Annotated in this window: 14 protein-coding genes and 1 other annotated feature; of the genes, 1 reads left to right on the forward strand and 13 read right to left on the reverse strand. The window is 35.9% G+C overall.

Features of this window, described 5'->3' with window-relative positions:
- The first annotated feature begins 168 nt into the window (after window positions 1-168).
- Window positions 169-606, forward strand: a complete 438-nt coding sequence (locus ACIQ4I_RS10715; protein ID WP_403095965.1) for an Rrf2 family transcriptional regulator — start codon at window positions 169-171, stop codon at window positions 604-606.
- A gap of 577 nt (window positions 607-1,183) precedes the next feature.
- On the opposite strand, the gene rplT is transcribed toward ACIQ4I_RS10715, so the two are convergent.
- The 13 genes from rplT to ACIQ4I_RS10780 form a co-directional block, all read right to left on the reverse strand.
- Window positions 1,184-1,543, reverse strand: coding sequence for a 50S ribosomal protein L20 (gene rplT / locus ACIQ4I_RS10720; RefSeq protein ID WP_403095966.1), 360 nt, complete (start codon window positions 1,541-1,543; stop codon window positions 1,184-1,186).
- A gap of 50 nt (window positions 1,544-1,593) precedes the next feature.
- Window positions 1,594-1,794 (reverse strand): 50S ribosomal protein L35, encoded by a 201-nt coding sequence (rpmI, locus tag ACIQ4I_RS10725; protein ID WP_397539582.1) that lies wholly within the window; start codon window positions 1,792-1,794, stop codon window positions 1,594-1,596.
- A 32-nt stretch (window positions 1,795-1,826) separates the two neighbouring features.
- Window positions 1,827-2,333, reverse strand: coding sequence for a translation initiation factor IF-3 (gene infC, locus ACIQ4I_RS10730; protein WP_146013856.1), 507 nt, complete (start codon window positions 2,331-2,333; stop codon window positions 1,827-1,829).
- Between the two features lie 574 nt (window positions 2,334-2,907).
- Window positions 2,908-4,845, reverse strand: coding sequence for a threonine--tRNA ligase (gene thrS, locus ACIQ4I_RS10735; protein WP_403095967.1), 1,938 nt, complete (start codon window positions 4,843-4,845; stop codon window positions 2,908-2,910).
- A gap of 154 nt (window positions 4,846-4,999) precedes the next feature.
- Window positions 5,000-5,237, reverse strand: a binding site (T-box leader).
- 63 nt (window positions 5,238-5,300) lie between these two features.
- Window positions 5,301-6,257 (reverse strand): primosomal protein DnaI, encoded by a 957-nt coding sequence (gene dnaI, locus ACIQ4I_RS10740; protein WP_403095968.1) that lies wholly within the window; start codon window positions 6,255-6,257, stop codon window positions 5,301-5,303.
- A complete protein-coding gene (locus ACIQ4I_RS10745) occupies window positions 6,257-8,068 on the reverse strand; it encodes a DnaD domain protein (RefSeq protein ID WP_403096135.1) in 1,812 nt (603 codons plus the stop codon). The genes dnaI and ACIQ4I_RS10745 overlap by 1 nt, the downstream gene beginning before the upstream one ends.
- Before the next feature lie 27 nt (window positions 8,069-8,095).
- Entirely contained in the window at window positions 8,096-8,575 is a 480-nt protein-coding gene (gene nrdR / locus ACIQ4I_RS10750) for a transcriptional regulator NrdR (RefSeq protein ID WP_403095969.1), read from the reverse strand.
- Between the two features lie 212 nt (window positions 8,576-8,787).
- On the reverse strand, window positions 8,788-9,810 hold the full coding sequence (locus ACIQ4I_RS10755) for a glyceraldehyde-3-phosphate dehydrogenase (RefSeq protein WP_403095970.1): 1,023 nt from the start codon (window positions 9,808-9,810) through the stop codon (window positions 8,788-8,790).
- 136 nt (window positions 9,811-9,946) lie between these two features.
- Window positions 9,947-10,540: a dephospho-CoA kinase gene (gene coaE, locus ACIQ4I_RS10760; RefSeq protein WP_403095971.1), complete on the reverse strand. Its 594-nt coding sequence runs from the start codon at window positions 10,538-10,540 to the stop codon at window positions 9,947-9,949.
- A gap of 15 nt (window positions 10,541-10,555) precedes the next feature.
- Window positions 10,556-11,428, reverse strand: a complete 873-nt coding sequence (gene mutM, locus ACIQ4I_RS10765; protein ID WP_403095972.1) for a bifunctional DNA-formamidopyrimidine glycosylase/DNA-(apurinic or apyrimidinic site) lyase — start codon at window positions 11,426-11,428, stop codon at window positions 10,556-10,558.
- Window positions 11,429-11,443: 15 nt separating this feature from the next.
- Window positions 11,444-14,071 (reverse strand): DNA polymerase I, encoded by a 2,628-nt coding sequence (polA, locus tag ACIQ4I_RS10770; protein ID WP_403095973.1) that lies wholly within the window; start codon window positions 14,069-14,071, stop codon window positions 11,444-11,446.
- A 390-nt stretch (window positions 14,072-14,461) separates the two neighbouring features.
- Window positions 14,462-15,997, reverse strand: coding sequence for a two-component system histidine kinase PnpS (gene pnpS, locus ACIQ4I_RS10775; protein ID WP_403096136.1), 1,536 nt, complete (start codon window positions 15,995-15,997; stop codon window positions 14,462-14,464).
- Window positions 15,997-16,716 carry a response regulator gene (locus ACIQ4I_RS10780; RefSeq protein ID WP_403095974.1) on the reverse strand — a complete coding sequence of 240 codons (720 nt, stop codon included), beginning with the start codon at window positions 16,714-16,716 and terminating at the stop codon, window positions 15,997-15,999. Before ACIQ4I_RS10780 ends, pnpS begins: the two co-directional genes overlap by 1 nt.
- Between the last annotated feature and the right edge of the window lie 17 nt (window positions 16,717-16,733).

Here is a 16,733-nt window from a genome sequence, read left to right on the forward strand (position 1 = left end):
GATACACCCGATTATCCCGTAAAGCAATATTTAAAATGCATCTTTAACAGAAAAGACATATTTGAAATGCATCTTTGGCGAAAAAGACACATTTAAATTACATCTTTTAAAAATGACAGGGATTTTACTTTACATGGTATAATAGATATAGAAATGGTGGTGTATCGGATGCGATTAACTTTATATACCGATTATTCTTTACGTGTCCTGCTCTATCTCGGTGCGATGGATTCTGAGAAGCTAGCCACGATTAAAGAAATATCGGATGCATATGGAATTTCAAAGAATCATTTGATGAAAGTAACGCATGAGCTTGGTAAGCTTGGATATATTGAAACAATTCGAGGTCGTGGCGGTGGAATTTGTCTTGCGATGAAACCAGAGGATATTGTCATCGGTAAGGTCGTTCGACAAACTGAGGAAGACTTCTACTTAGTAGATTGTTTTAACCCTGAATCTGTGGGCTGTATCATCTCTCCTGTATGCAGCTTGAAAGGTGCACTAAATAAAGCACTTCATGCTTATATAGCAGTTTTAGATGAATATCGACTAAGTGATTTTCTCCATTCAAAAGAGGAAATTGCTGCAATCCTATTTAAAGAATAGTTGCTCTAATTGAAAAAACTTTCGTTCTTATTGAACGAAAGTTTTTTCTTTTGAGTTATATGAAGTGAAATGTGTCTAAAAGGTGATCTTAGTAGAGCTTTGTTTGGATCTTACTTTTTTGAGGTCATTAATTAATAGTCGCGCTAATATTATTAGATGATTGTTCACTTGTCAATGATGTTTTTGAACGGTTTCAGGAAATTTATATAGTTTTGAAATTACTTTATTGATAAATTTATGGTGATTTATGCTAAATTGATTGAATTTCTATAGAACGAATGGATGACTATTATATATTAGCATTTTATAAATCAAAATTGATTGACTTGACTATCGGATTCCCACCTTCTCTACTCGAACTCCCTTATGCACCACTCACTTCTTAACTTGAACCACTCGCCGTTCAACTTGCACTACTCGCTATTGAACTTGCACCACTCGCTGTTTAACTAGCTCATTTCGCTCGATGGCAGAGAGAAATGAGCAATCTTCTATATAACTCTGAACAAAATAACTCCATAAAAAAGCCTATGAATGTATACATTCATAGGCTTGAAATATGCTAATAGCAATTAAATTATTTAGCTACTGCTTTTTTAGCAGCGTCTGCTAATTGAGCGAATGCAGCTGCATCGTTTACTGCAAGGTCAGCTAACATTTTACGGTTAACTTCGATTTCAGCAACTTTTAAACCGTGCATTAAACGGCTGTAAGAAAGACCGTTGATGCGAGCAGCAGCGTTGATACGAGTGATCCATAATTTACGGAAATCACGTTTCTTTTGACGACGGTCACGATATGCATATTGACCTGATTTCATTACTGCTTGGTTAGCAACTTTATATAATGTGTGTTTAGAGCCAAAGTAACCTTTAGCTAATTTTAAAACTTTTTTACGACGTGCGCGTGATACAGTACCGCCTTTTACGCGTGGCATACTAATTACCTCCTGCTATTCAATTACATGAATATATTGTTATTTTAGAATTATTTGATGTTCGCAAGTAAAGATTTGATGCGTTTGAAGTCACCTGAAGAAACGATGTTTGCTTTACGTAAGTGACGTTTTGCTTTTGTAGATTTGTTTGCGAATAAGTGGCTACCGAAAGCACGGTCATATTTTAATTTACCAGTACCCGTTTTTTTGAAACGTTTAGCTGCGCCACGGTGAGTTTTCATTTTTGGCATTTCGAATTCCTCCTAAACTGTTCGACTAAAACTTATTTTTTTTCGTTCTTAGGTTGTAATACTAAGAACATGCTTCTGCCTTCCATTTTCGGTTTTTGTTCAACCGTTGCAACTTCAGCACAAGCTTCAGCAAAGCGATCTAATACTTTTTGGCCGATTTCTTTGTGCGTAATTGCACGACCTTTAAAACGAATAGATGCTTTAACTTTGTCTCCTTTTTCAAGGAACTTAATCCCGTTACGCAATTTTGTTTGGAAATCGTGTTCGTCGATAGTAGGACTTAATCTTACTTCTTTCATCACGATAACTTTTTGATTTTTGCGTACTTCGCGATCTTTCTTTTGTTGCTCGAATTTGAATTTACCATAGTCCATGATACGAGCGACCGGTGGCTTGGCTTGAGGAGCCACAAGGACAAGATCCAAATTTGCACGTTCTGCAATAGTTAAGGCTTCATTGCGTGATTTTACTCCAAGTTGATCACCGTTATGATCGATTAGACGAAGTTCACGAGCGCGAATGCCTTCGTTTACATACATGTCTTTGCTAATAACAATCCACCTCCAAGTAGTGTCGCGAATACATGGTTTGGGCTAGTTGCCCGATGATCGGTACGGTTATTTCGCTGTCCACTAAAAAAGGGCGGACATAGTCGAAATGTCCGCCCGCAAGATATATGTACACGCCGAAATGCGTGATCCGTTCTATCATGTAACCTGTCAACACCAATTTCTCAGATCGATCAGGTGAGAAGCGGGCAGCCTCTTCTTCAACCACAAACTTGTATTCTTTAACCTTTATTACTTTATCATGTGATACAGTTGTTGTCAACGATTATAATAAATTATTTTATATACTGAATCGATTTATAACTGTATTTCACATGAAGTGGAATCAGCTTCGCTTTCCGCGGGCGAACCGACGAGCCTCCTCGCTGCGCTTTGGGGTCTCTCTGGCTAGTTCTCCTTCAGGAGTCTATGCTAATTCTACTTTTACAAGATAGGAGTACTAGAAATTCATTACAAATAGCCATAAAAAAACACATCCTTACCATAGTAGTAAGGATGTGCAAATTCATATATATTAATCAGATTAAAGTTCTTTACAAGATTTTTATCCTTTATGAGCTACGTCTTCTTGAATTGCTTTTAAGAATTCGTCGAATGATACTGTTTCAGAATCTTTTGAGCCGTAACGTCGAACATTTACGCTTCCATCTTCTAATTCTTTGTCACCTAGTACAAGCATGTAAGGAATTTTCTTCATTTGTGATTCACGGATTTTGTAACCAAGTTTTTCGTCACGGTAATCCATTTCTACACGGAAGCCTGCAGATTGTAATTTTTCTTCTACTTGTTTAGCGTAGTCGAAATGAACATCATTAGATACAGGAATCACTTGTACTTGAACTGGTGCTAACCAAGTTGGGAATGCACCTTTGTATTCTTCGATTAAGAAGGCTACGAAACGTTCCATAGTTGATACTACTCCGCGGTGGATAACAACTGGACGGTGTTGTTTACCATCTTCACCAATGTAGTTTAAGTCAAAGCGTTCTGGTAATAAGAAATCAAGTTGAACTGTAGATAAAGTTTCTTGTTTACCGATGGCAGTTTTAACTTGAACGTCTAGCTTTGGACCGTAGAATGCTGCTTCGCCTTCAGCTTCGTAATAATCTAAGCCAAGGTCATCCATAGCTTCTTTTAACATGCATTGTGCTTTTTCCCACATCTCATCATCATCGAAGTACTTTTCAGTATCTTGTGGATCGCGGTATGAAAGTCTGAATTCGTAATCGTTTAGTTCGAAATCTTTATAAACAGATAAGATTAATTCAACTACTTTTTTAAATTCTTCTTTAATTTGGTCTGGGCGTACGAAAAGGTGAGCGTCATTTAAAGTCATGCCTCGAACACGTTGTAAACCAGAAACAGCGCCACTCATTTCATAACGGTGCATTGTACCAAGTTCTGCTACACGGAAAGGTAGATCACGGTATGAACGCATTCCTGATTTATAAACCATCATGTGGTGAGGGCAGTTCATTGGACGAAGCACTAGTGTTTCGTTGTCCATTTCCATTGGTGGGAACATATCTTCTTGGTAGTGATCCCAGTGACCTGATGTTACATAAAGTTCTTTAGATCCTAGTACTGGAGTGTAAACATGTTTGTAGCCAAGAGATACTTCTTTATCTACAATGTATCGTTCAATTGAACGGCGGATTGTAGCACCGTTTGGTAACCATAGTGGTAAACCTTGACCGACTAATTTGTTTGTAGTGAACAGTTCAAGTTCTTTACCAATTTTACGGTGGTCACGTTCTTTTGCTTCTTCAAGCATTTCAAGATGAGCTTTTAAATCTTTTTTATCAAAGAAAGCTGTACCGTAAATGCGTTGTAGCATTTTGTTGTCAGAGTTACCTCTCCAATATGCACCAGCAATAGATAATAATTTAAATTCTTTAATTTTACCTGTAGAAGGTACGTGTACCCCACGGCATAAGTCGAAGAAATCACCTTGTTCGTAGATTGAAACTTGTTCATCTTCCGGAATTGCTTCAAGTAGTTCTAGTTTATATTCATCGTCAATTTTCTCGAAGCGTTTTTTAGCTTCTGCACGAGAAACATCATGACGTACGATTTCGATATTTTCTGCAACAATTTTTTTCATTTCTTTTTCGATGCGTTGAAAATCATCAGAAGTGATTGGTTCTGGAGAATCGATATCGTAGTAGAAACCACCTTCAATTACAGGACCAACACCAAGTTTTACAGCTGGGAATAATCGTTTTACAGCTTGAGCTAAAAGGTGAGCAGTTGAGTGACGCAATACTTCAAGTGCTTCATCATCAGTTGATGTAATAATAGCAATTGTACCGTCTGCTTCAAGTGGAGTTTTAGTATCAACTAAAACATCATTGAAATTACCAACGATTGCTTTTTTACGAAGTCCTGGGCTAATAGATAGAGCAACTGCATCAGTAGTAATACCTTTTTCAAACTCTTTTACTGAACCATCAGGGAATGTTAATTTGATCATGTCTGCCATAATAATCTCTCTCCTTTTTTATATTCAAGAGCTCTGGGCCACAAGCTGGATGTGGGTCAAATAGTCGTTGCCACAGGACGCGGCGCACTTAGACTATCAACCTTAAGACAAGATTCCTCAGCACTTAAAAAAATGCATAAAAAAAACCCGTCCGCAAAGGGACGAGTTTGTACTCGTGGTTCCACCCTTCTTCCTTCTATGCAAACTAAAGATAGCCTTGCGTAGATGAAGCTCTAGATCGACTAACGGGCCGCTACCGTCGACAATTACTCACATTTCACTGTCGCTGCTCCAAGGTGGTAAATTTCATGCCGTTACTAAGAAGCTTTCAGCCATGGCTTCTCTCTCTTTGAGTCGTGCAAAAAAATTATTGTCCTTTTCCAAGCATTTCATATTTAGATTATGGTTGCAATTATATACTGAATTGTTTTGAAAATCAAGCATCAATTTGCGGCTTAATCAGCTTGATAAAGCCTTCTATTTTCACCAACCATTACAAAATCAGTTGTTAAAGATTTTATACGTTCCATAATTCGTGCTGCTTTTATAACATCTACTTCACCTTTTTGAGTTGTGGCGAAATGATTTTCAAGCTGCTCATAATTAAAGTTAGATGTAATGAAAACCGGTAATCCTTCATTCATGCGATATTGCAAAATAGTCCCGATGATTTCATCTCTTGTCCATTGAGATAAATTTTCTGCACCTAAGTCATCCAACATGAGAACGGGTGCTTTTTTTACGAATTCAACTTTTTCTTGAAGTGATTGGTCTTGAATAGAACTTTTCAATTCACTTAGAAAATCAGGTACATAAACCATTACTGTTTTAATCTCCATCGTAGCAAGCTCATTCGCTATTGCACCCAACACAAAGGACTTGCCTACACCGAAATTACCATAAATATAGTAACCAGTTCTCGGTAAATTCCCTGTATTACGTACTTTTTGTATAAATAATTCTGCGAAAGTACGAATCGCTTTTTTTGACTCATTGCTCGTATCCAAATCACTAATTTTTGCCTTTAGAACATCTTTTGGCATATGCATACTAGAGATCATAGAAGCTGCTTTGCGACGTGCATCTTCCATTCTCTTTGTTTGACATGGAACATATTCTACATCTATTTGTCCACGAATAACTGTTAGTTTCGGAACAAATCCGTTAATAGCTTGAATAGCATTTTTACAAGTAGCGACAGATTCACATTGGCTACAATCATGTTGTTGGTTGACGTACTCATAAAGCTTTCCTAATCCTCGTTCCACCATTTCACGGTTTGCTACTTGATCGTTTTCTGCTAGGAATTTTTGAACCCCTCTATTTTCTAGGATTTCTCTTTGCATTTCATCGTAACGAGCTTGAAACTGTGAATCCATCATTTTTTTTAATTCATTGTTGATTGGTTCCATTATGAATCCACCTCTCCTTCATTCATACCTAGTTTTTTCAATATTTCTTGGCGTTTCTTTTCATAATCTGTTTGGTTATCTTCTGATGGTTTTTCGTCTTTTTTCTTTTGTTGCTTTAATTTATTTTCATAGTACCAATCTGGCACATTTTGAGTTTTCGTAGTTTGTTTACCCTTTGGAATATATTGCTTGCGACTCTTCTGCATTTGGTATTCTTTTGCAAAATTTAAAGCTTGTTCTGCTGTTTGAATATTGTTTTTTTGCCAGCTAGAAGCAATTGCTTGCAGGAAAGCGCTATTTAAGTTGGCATTACTTAAATAATAAGCATAGTGAATAAGGACATTCAATACAGGTGTTGGTATGTCATATTTCGTAGTAAAATCTTGTACCACTTTGACATCCTTTTCAAATGGAGTTTTTCCTTTTACAAGCATTGTTAATAAGTCAATTGATTTTACACTGTTAAAAATAGGTATTAACTCTTTATTTAGTTGCTCCATATTTGAATAATCCGAGTCCACAAACTGTGGCAGTTGATAAAATATCCCTGCTCCAGCTTTTAATATCTTATATTCCTTTGAATAATCTTTTGTTTCTTTAGTTGCGACTATTTTAGAATCCGTTACGTTATTTACTTCAAATTCTCTTGCTAACTTCATCGCTTCTCTTGCTGTTTTCACACCTGTATTGCGCCAATGCGATGCGATTGTTTCTATATATTTGCGGTTTAATTTCCCATTATTTCTTAAAAACACATAATGTATCAATACGTTCACTACCGGTGTTGGCATGCCATATTGCATCACTAAATCCTCTACTAACTGGCGATCATTAGGAAACGGTTCCTTTCCTCCTGCCACCGCAGTCAATACATCAATTGGGGAAGTCGATTCAAACCATCGTATTAGCTCTGCTTCCATAGGATCAATATCTTCATCTACCATAGCTGTTTGCGTAAAGACTTCTTGTTTTTGTGTTTTTTTCATGACAGATTGCATCGCTGGCGGTTCTTTCGATACTGTCAGTTTATAATAGTCAGCCGCTTCTTTTTTTAAACGTAAATCACTTAAAACCATTTGATCATCGAGTGCTAATAGAACAACTTTCTGCATATCAAACGGTGTTAAATGATATAGAAAAGCTAATTTTGCAATCGTTGCTTTTACTTCTGCTGTTAATATGGATGACGGAACTAGTTGCTCCGATAAACTCGTTCTTAAAAGATTGAAATCAAAATCCTCATAGTTAAAAGGTAATTCTTTTGGCTTTTCTTGTAATCCTGTAAGTTGTATTTCATCAGATGGCACATTATGCTGAACAGGTCGATAAACATCTGTAAATGTTCTAGATACTTCCTGATAGCCATAATTAGACAGTCCTTTTGAAACAAAACGTTGCCGTAAATTACGGTATGCTGATTCCCCAATTTTACTAAACAAGAACATTGATAAAAGGGGGTCATCAAAGAAGGTAGCCGCATCAAGGGGCGGCATCGCATCATAGATAAAGCAACGCATTTCTTGCTGGTCTTTACGCCAAGTGCGTAATAAACCAATAGCCTCAAGTGCTATTCGCGATTCGAAAATTTTGCCAATTGGCATATCTAAAGCGTTCATCAAATGATAATGTGACATCGCACTATCGTCTACATTTTCTCCCTCAGCCCATAGTAAAAAATAGAGGCTAATTGGCTCTGCTCCAATAAGTGGTTGATACAAAAGAGTGATCAACTTTCGGTCATAACTAGATAGAGGGAAAGGTACGCGAATAGATAGGCGATCAACAGGTTGCAATTCTTTATATAAATTCACCAACGGTTCCCCCTCCAAAACATCCACTTACTGTTCTTTTTCACGTTCTTTGGATTGTTTTTCGATTAACTCTCTTAACTCATCAATAAATACATTAATATCCTTGAATTGACGATATACAGATGCAAAACGAACATAGGAAACTTCATCAATTTTTGAAAGTCTGTCCATAATCATTTCCCCAACATCTTCTGTTTTTACTTCTGCGTTACCAATTCTTCGCAAATCTTGCTCAATATTAAACACTAAATCCTCTAACACACTTAAAGCAACTGGACGCTTTTCACACGCTCGAATAAGACCTCGAAGCACTTTTTCTCGACTAAATTCTTCACGTGAACCATCTTTTTTAATAACAATGAGTGGCATCTCTTCTACTTTTTCAAAAGTGGTAAAACGAAAACTACATGATTCACATTCTCGGCGCCTGCGAATGGCTTTATTATCATCCACAGGTCTACTATCAATGACTTTTGTTCCGTTATATTGACATGCTGGACATTTCATAATTTTTCTCTCCTGATTTCGAAACATATTAGTTTATCTATTATATCAAAAAATAATGATATAAATCGAAAAAAAGAGTAGAAATTCCCCTTTACATCAAAATAACTATATCAAAATCCGTCAAATTTCGATTCTTTAGTATATTTTGCGCAATTTCAGATAAAAAAATCCTTCCAACTGAATCAGTTAGAAGGATTTAGCCAATCAATTAATTATGCATTTACTGTTTCTTTTAACTCAGCTACAACTTTTTTAGTAAGATCTACAACACGTGAAGAGTAACCCCATTCATTGTCATACCAAGCAAGTACTTTTACTTTACGAGAACCAATTGTCATTGTAGTAAGACCATCAATTGTTGCTGAAGCAGGATTTGTATTGTAGTCACGAGATACAAGTGGTTCCATTGTGAAGTCTAAAATACCTTTTAATGGACCTGCAGCTGCTTTTTTGAATGCTTCATTTACTTCTTCAACTGTTACATCTCGTTGTAAGTCTACAACTAAGTCTACTAATGAAACGTTTGGTGTTGGAACACGTAGAGCCATACCATGTAATTTACCTTGTAATTCAGGTAGTACAAGTGTTAATGCTTTCGCTGCACCTGTAGAAGTTGGAATAATAGATTCAGCACATGCACGTGCACGTCGTAAATCTTTATGTGGATTGTCAATATTTTTTTGATCGTTTGTATATGAATGAACTGTTGTCATTAAACCGTTGTCAATTCCAAATGTATCATTTAGGACTTTCGCAACTGGTGCAAGACAGTTTGTTGTACAACTTGCATTTGAAATAACGTCATGTTTTGAAAGGTCTAATTTATCATCATTAACACCCATCACGATTGTAACATCTTCGTTTTTACCTGGTGCTGTTAAAATTACTTTTTTCGCACCTGCTTCAAGATGTAAAGCTGCTTTACTACGTTCATTAAATTTACCTGTTGCTTCAATAACGATATCGACACCCATTTCTTTCCAAGGTAAGTTTTGAGGGTTACGATCATTTACAAGTTGAACGCGTTTACCATTTACAACTAATGCATCTTCTTCTGTAGTTACTTCACCATTAAATCTGCCATGAGTTGTGTCATACTTTATTAAATGAGCCAATGTTTCGGCTGGATAGTTTGCATTTATCGCTACAATATTTAAATCATCTTGCAGTATCGCTTGACGGAACACCATACGACCAATACGGCCAAATCCGTTAATAGCAATTGAAGCTGTCATGAATAAAATCCTCCCTGTTCACTACGTTATACTCAATTTGTTTTATTCTCGAATAGTATAGCACATTTCTCAGAAAGTAAAACATAATATAAACTATATTTTAATGTTTATATTTTCAGAATATTATACCCAATTATCAAATAACGTCCCACAAATCCAGTGTTTTCAACAGTTGATCGCGAGTATTTTCAAAATTCCCGTTATTATAAACAACAGCATCAGCACCTTTTTCTTTTACAGAAAGAGGAAGTTGCGAGGCAATTCTTGCTTTCGCTTCTTTTTCTGATAAGTGATTTCGTTCCATTAATCTTGTTAATTGGATATCTTCTGTGACAGAAACGACTAGAATTTTTTCCACAAAATGTTGCAATCGACTTTCAAAAAGCAATGGAATATCCATTACTATATTTTTTTCTCCTTTTTCAATCCATTCATCCCTTTGTCGCAACATTTCTTTACGAATTGCAGGATGAATAATATCATTTAATTCTTTTCTTTTTGCAGGATTATGGAAAATGATCTCTCCTAGTTTTGCCCGATTCAATCCACCGTTTTCCAATAAAATATCTTCTCCAAATACTTCAACGATTTTGCCCAATGTTTCAGTTCCTGGTTCTACAACATCTCTAGCTACGATGTCAGCATCAACTATCTGTAAACCTAATTCCTGTAACATTTTAGCTACTGTACTTTTTCCGCTTGCAATACTTCCGGTTAAACCAATGATCATTTACTTCACACACCTTTAACGTTGGCATTTAGGACAGTACACTGAATTCCTACCTGAAATTACCATTTGTTTTGTATTAGTATGACATATTGGACACGCTTTCTTCCCATACATCTGCAAACGATTTTGCATTCCGCCTGCTTCTCCATTTATATTTCGATAATCTGAAATACTGGAACCTCCAACATTGATACTTTCTTGCAAAATAGCAACGATTGTTCGGAATAGCTCCGTTTTTCGTTTTTCACTTATACGCGAAATTTTTCTAGATGGGTGAATTTTCATACGAAACAATGACTCCGTTGCATAGATATTGCCACAACCTGCAATGACATGACCATCCATAATCACTTCTTTGACAGGCTTATTTGCATACTTTGGCATATTTGATATTGCCAAAAAATGAGTCAATGCTTCTTCCGAAAAAGGCTCCGGTGCTATTTCTAGAAGCGGTGGAAACTCTTCAATAGAGTGTAAGAGACGCATTTCACCAAAGCGGCGAATATCCGCATATACAAGAAATTCATCTTCTTCAAAAGTTAATACAATATGTATGTGCTTTTGAAACTTACTTTCTGTTATTTCATTTAACGAGTGAACGTGGAACCATGCACCAGTCATCCCTAAATGATTGACTAGCACATAATCTATATTGTTCTTGTTTAAATAGAAAAAGATATATTTAGATCGTCTTTTGATCTCTTTAATTTTCATATTCTCTAATGCATCCGAGAACATTTCTGGATCCATTCCTTTAATAATACATGCTTTTCCTTCGTTAATAGAGGTACAAATCGTATTAGAAACCTGAACGTGACGGATAACTTTCCCCGTCACGACAGGTTGAAGTGCACGCACAACTCCCTCTACTTCAGGTAATTCTGGCATGCGATCACTGCTCCTTTATTTGGTTTCATACCAAGTTGGCCCTGATGCAAAATCTGCTTTTAGTGGTACTTGTAATTGGATACAGTTTGCCATCACTTCTGGTACCAGCTTTTCCAATATTGCAATTTCTTCTTCTGGCGCTTCGAAGATTAATTCATCATGTACTTGTAATAGCATTTTCGCTTGTAATTGATGTTCTTCTAATGCCTTTGCCATATCAATCATAGCCTTTTTGATGATATCTGCAGCGCTACCTTGGATTGGAGTATTCATCGCAGTACGTTCAGCAAAACTACGTAAGTTGAAGTTTGAACTATTTAAATCAGGTAAATAACGTCGACGGTTTAAGATCGTCGTTACATATCCTTTTTTCTTTGCTTCTTCAACAATATTCTTCATATAGTCTTGAACACCCGGGAAGCTTTCGAAATAACGGTCGATAAAATCAGCTGCTTCCTTGCGTGTGATATCTAAATTTTGGGATAAACCATAATCACTAATGCCATACACAATTCCAAAGTTTACTGCTTTTGCTGCACGTCTCATATTCGATGTGACATCTTCAGCCTCTACATGGAAAACATCCATCGCTGTTTTCATATGAATATCCATACCATGATTAAAAGCATTGATCAGATTTTCATCATTTGACATATGCGCAAGTACGCGTAATTCAATTTGAGAATAATCGGCAGCGAACATTTTCCAGCCTGCATGAGAAGGTACAAATGCTTGTCGAATTTTCCGTCCTTCTTCTAACCGCACTGGGATGTTTTGAAGGTTTGGATCAGTTGAACTTAGGCGGCCTGTTGAAGTTAATGCTTGTTGATAGCGGGTATGAATTTTTTGATCATCTTCATGAATTACCTTCAATAATCCTTCAATATATGTTGATTGCAACTTTCCTAATTGACGGTATTGTAAAATATGTTGAATAATTTCATGCTCTGGTGCTAGTTTTTCTAGTACATCAGCAGCTGTTGAATAGCCTGTCTTTGTCTTTTTAATTACAGGTAATCCTAATTTATCAAATAAAATCACACCCAGTTGTTTAGGCGAATTAATATTAAATTTTTCTCCTACAATTCGGTAAATATCTTCTTCAATATCTTTCAGTTTAGCTGTTAGTTCAGCCCCCATTTCAACTAAACGGTTGCGGTCAACTGTAACGCCTTCGCTTTCCATTTGACTAAGGATTGTAGCAAGTGGTAATTCTAGATTACGATATAAATCATATTGCTCATTTTCTTTTAATCGTTGTTCTAGCTTAGATTGAAGACTAAAAACAGCTGTTGCTTTACGCCCTGCATGCTCTGCAATAACATGCTGTTCCGGAATTACTTTTTTAGCACCTTTACCGTACACAACATCATTTGTTTGAACATCCGTATAGCCAAATTCTTTTGCAACGACAGCTACATCATCAGATGACATCGAAGGGTTAAGAATGTATGCAGCTAATAAAAAGTCAAATTCAATTCCTTTTAATTTGATATCACTTCTTAATAATGCAGCTTGAGTTGCTTTTGAATCGAATAAGTACTTTTTCTTTGTATCATCTTCTAGCCATGAGATAAAGTCTTTGGACTCCAATGCTTTTTCAAATGGGATATAATAAGTTGTTTCCCCCGCTGTTAGAGCGATTCCAAATCTTTCACATGTATGATAATGTTCATCTGCTAACTCTAAATGCATAGCCATAGAACTCGTTAATTGTTCCTCAGATAGCTCTTCTACAACTTCAAATATTAATTCCGTTGTTTCTTTCGCTTCTGATTCATAACTACTTTTTTCAATTAATGATTTGAATGAAAGATCTTGCCATAATGCAAATAATGTATCAACATCTGGCCCCTCATATGTTAATTCATCAATTGTTACTTCAATAGGTACTTCACGGTTAATCGTTGCTAGTTGTTTACTCATTTTCGCTTGCTCTTCGTTATTCACAAGCTTTTCTTTTAGTTTTGCCCCACTTACTTCATCAATATGTTCATACACTTCTTCAACTGTTGGGAATTGTGTGAGTAATTTTATCGCTGTTTTTTCTCCGACACCAGGTACACCAGGGATATTATCTGAAGAATCGCCCATTAATCCTTTCATGTCAATAATTTGATGTGGCGTAAGTCCATATTTTTCATTTATATGAGCAGGTGTGTAGTGTTCAATATCCGTCATACCTTTTCGTGTAATATAGACAGTTGTATGATCAGATGCTAATTGAGTTAAGTCCTTATCTCCTGAAACGATGATTACCTCATGGCCTTGTTCATCTGCCTGTTTGCTCAATGTACCAATAATGTCATCTGCTTCATACATTTCTAACTCGTATTGTTTGATTTGATATGCATCTAGCAGTTTTCTTAAGTACGGGAATTGCTCAGATAATTCTGGTGGTGTCTTTTGTCTTCCACCTTTATATTCTGAATATGTTTTATGTCTGAAGGTTGTTTTCCCAGCATCGAATGCAACAAGCATTTTGGTTGGCTTTTCTTCCTCTAATATTTTTTGCAACATCGTTGTAAATCCATAAACTGCATTCGTATGGATACCATGGTCATTTGTTAATAATGGTAGCGCAAAAAACGCTCGATACGCCAAACTATTACCATCTAATAAAAGCAATTTTTCCTTTTTCATATTGGCACACTCCTAAAATAATGAAATCGATTTTTATTTAAATTCATTTTTTACCTAATTTAGATATTTCATTAGTTATTCTCATTATCTATTTTAACATGCTTGCTATTGGAAAGGAAAAGAGTGCTGTTCAATATACGAAGGAATGTTCGGTTTTAAACAAAATTAAAAGAGAGCGCTATAAAACGGCGACTCTCTCATTGGGAAATAATTTGAAGGGGGCTTCGATTAATAGTATAAAGCTACAATTTGTAGTTCATATAAAGTGATTGTAAAGATATTGTAAATAAATGATACGCAACCTATTTGTATCTTATATTTACTTTTAATCGATTTTGGAATTCGCTTACTTTATACCAAATAATAAAAAACGAGGAATCCTTCGCTTTTTTAGACTTTCGGGAAAATAAGACGCATCGTTGTCCCTTTTCCCACGACACTATCAACTTGAATTTTCCCATGATGTGCTTCTACTAAATGTTTTACAATGGCTAATCCTAAGCCGGTTCCACCAGAATTTCGACTCCGCGCTTTGTCTACACGGTAAAATCGTTCAAATACACGTGGAATCTCTTCCTCACTTATGCCCATTCCTTCATCGGAAATTTCAAGAATCGCATTCTGTCCTTTCTCGTAAAGGTGAACGGTAATTTTTGTACTTTCTGGTGAATAGTTAATGGCATTAACCATTAAATTCATAACCACTTGCACTAACCGATTAGGATCACCATTAATATAAACTTCTTGATCAATTTTTGCTTCAAACTGTATATTTTTTTCTTCTATTTTTTGATGTGTCATTTCAGTTGTTCTAATAATCACATCACGTAAACTTGTTTTTTCCACATTAACCGTAAAGCCGGTCTTTTCAATCTTAGACAAATCCAGCAAATCATTCACAAGTATTTGCAGGCGATTGCTTTCTTTGTTCATAATCTCCAAAAAGCTAAGTAACGTTTCTTGATCCTTGTATGCGCCATCTAAAAGAGTTTCAGAAAAACCTTTAATAGATGTAATAGGTGTTCTAAGTTCATGGGAAACATTCGCAACAAAGTCTTTGCGAATTTGTTCCAACATTTTTAGTTCAGTAATGTCATGCATAACAATGACGACACCAAGCCATAACCCGTGTTCACCAACTACAGGTGCACCATACACTTCCATATCACGATATTCATGTTGAAGTTTAATGTGTATTTGTTTTCTATATGGAACTTCCGTCATAAAGACATAATCCACAAATTCTTCTAACTCGTGAGGCAACCCTAATTCACGAAAAAGTTGTCTTTGTACGTCTTCATATTGTTGATCGAATAACTCGGTAAAGACTCTATTGACAATCGTAATATCTCCTTCTCTACCAATCATGATTAGGGCACTACCCATATTTTCAATTAATGTCTTCAATCTTTCTTGTTCAATTTCACGAACGATCATGATATCTTGCAAGTTTCTAGCAAGTGCATTTACCGCTTTACTCAAACGTAATGTTGGTGAGCCAGTTATTTCATATGCGCGTGCAAGATAATTTCCCTTTGCAAGCTCAAAAGCAGTCATCATGACATTATCAATCGGTTGGGATAAATTTTTGATAAGACGATATGTGACTACAATTAAAATGATAAAAGTAATGACAAAGATTATAGCCAGTAAGATCCATAATTGTAGGCGAATATCCGATAAGTCTTCGACCTTCATATGAGATGCTATGGAATCTAGAATCGTATTCATTTGTGAATTAGTTAATTCAATATGTTGTTTTTCTATTGCATGCGTGATATTTTCTTTAGATTGTATAACATTTGTTCTAATCGAGTCCTTCACTAAGAGCGGGAAAAGCTGCCCCAGAGTAAAACCTAGGCCAGCTAAAGTAATTATATATAAAAATCCAAAGGAAAGTAATAAACGAAAACGTAATGATTGCATCAATTTTTTGGCTCCTCAAATTTATAGCCTAGTCCTCGAATTGTTTTAATAAACTTCGGCTTACGGCTATTCTCTTCAATTTGATCTCGCAAATGACTAATATGCACATCCACTATACGTGTATCGCCTGCAAAGTCATAGTGCCACACAGCACTTAATAATTGATCACGTGTTAAAACTCGGTTTTTATTTTCTAAAAGGTACAACAGCAATTCAAATTCCTTAGGCGTAAACTCTAATAAATTGTCATCTAAAAACGCTTCAAACCGATCTGGGAAAACATTTAAATGACCTATATGATATGTTTTCTCACTAGTAGATTGCTCCTCTTCTTGATGAGGTTGATCAACCACTTTTGACCGTCTTAATACAGCTTTGACACGTGCCATTACTTCTCTAGGACTAAATGGTTTTGTCATATAATCATCGGCGCCTAGTTCAAGTCCCAGCACTTTATCAAACTCGTCATCCTTTGCTGTAAGCATAATAATAGGTGTATTGATTTTTTTCATACGTAATTCTTTACAAACTTCCATACCATCCAATTTCGGTAACATTAAATCTAACAAGATTAAATCTGGCTTTTCAGAAATTGCTTTATTTAATCCATCACGCCCATCGTTTGCTGTGACAACATCATAACCTGCTTGTTTTAAATTGTATTGTAATAAGGTTGCAATCGAAATTTCATCTTCTACTACTAATATTTTATTTGTCATTTTATATGCCTCCGCAA

The sequence above is a fragment of the Rummeliibacillus sp. NPDC094406 genome (assembly GCF_044763875.1).
Classification (GTDB): Bacteria; Bacillota; Bacilli; order Bacillales_A; family Planococcaceae; genus Rummeliibacillus.

Coding starts and splice junctions, on each gene's coding strand:
- ACIQ4I_RS10715 (WP_403095965.1), top strand. CDS start 169: ATGCGATTAACTTTATATACCGATTATTCTTTACGTGTCCTGCTCTAT.
- rplT (WP_403095966.1), bottom strand. CDS start 1,543: ATGCCACGCGTAAAAGGCGGTACTGTATCACGCGCACGTCGTAAAAAA.
- rpmI (WP_397539582.1), bottom strand. CDS start 1,794: ATGCCAAAAATGAAAACTCACCGTGGCGCAGCTAAACGTTTCAAAAAA.
- infC (WP_146013856.1), bottom strand. CDS start 2,333: ATGTATGTAAACGAAGGCATTCGCGCTCGTGAACTTCGTCTAATCGAT.
- thrS (WP_403095967.1), bottom strand. CDS start 4,845: ATGGCAGACATGATCAAATTAACATTCCCTGATGGTTCAGTAAAAGAG.
- dnaI (WP_403095968.1), bottom strand. CDS start 6,257: ATGGAACCAATCAACAATGAATTAAAAAAAATGATGGATTCACAGTTT.
- nrdR (WP_403095969.1), bottom strand. CDS start 8,575: ATGAAATGTCCAGCATGTCAATATAACGGAACAAAAGTCATTGATAGT.
- ACIQ4I_RS10755 (WP_403095970.1), bottom strand. CDS start 9,810: ATGACAGCTTCAATTGCTATTAACGGATTTGGCCGTATTGGTCGTATG.
- coaE (WP_403095971.1), bottom strand. CDS start 10,540: ATGATCATTGGTTTAACCGGAAGTATTGCAAGCGGAAAAAGTACAGTA.
- mutM (WP_403095972.1), bottom strand. CDS start 11,428: ATGCCAGAATTACCTGAAGTAGAGGGAGTTGTGCGTGCACTTCAACCT.
- polA (WP_403095973.1), bottom strand. CDS start 14,071: ATGAAAAAGGAAAAATTGCTTTTATTAGATGGTAATAGTTTGGCGTAT.
- pnpS (WP_403096136.1), bottom strand. CDS start 15,997: ATGCAATCATTACGTTTTCGTTTATTACTTTCCTTTGGATTTTTATAT.
- ACIQ4I_RS10780 (WP_403095974.1), bottom strand. CDS start 16,716: ATGACAAATAAAATATTAGTAGTAGAAGATGAAATTTCGATTGCAACC.